The organism is Achromobacter sp. 1012554356 (genome assembly GCF_059760815.1).
In genome coordinates, this window is the sequence record NZ_JCBANC010000147.1 from 1 (window position 1) to 253 (window position 253).

The 253-nt window shown below is 54.2% G+C and carries 1 rRNA gene; it reads left to right on the top strand.

The window, feature by feature from the left end:
* A 23S ribosomal RNA gene (locus tag AC6LJW_RS29515) occupies window positions 1-253 on the top strand; the annotation flags it as partial.

Here is a 253-nt window from a genome sequence, read left to right on the forward strand (position 1 = left end):
GCGTAGCTGATGGGAAGCTGGTTAATATTCCAGCACCGTCGTACAGTGCGATGGGGGGACGGATCGCGGAAGATCATCAGGGTGTTGGATGTCCCTGTTGCTGTATCGAAGATGGCGCTTAGGCAAATCCGGGCGCGTAAATCAAGGGTATGGCACGAGCGAGCATTGCTTGCGAAGTGATTGGAAGTGGTTCCAAGAAAAGCCTCTAAGCTTCAGCTGTACGAGACCGTACCGCAAACCGACACAGGTGGAC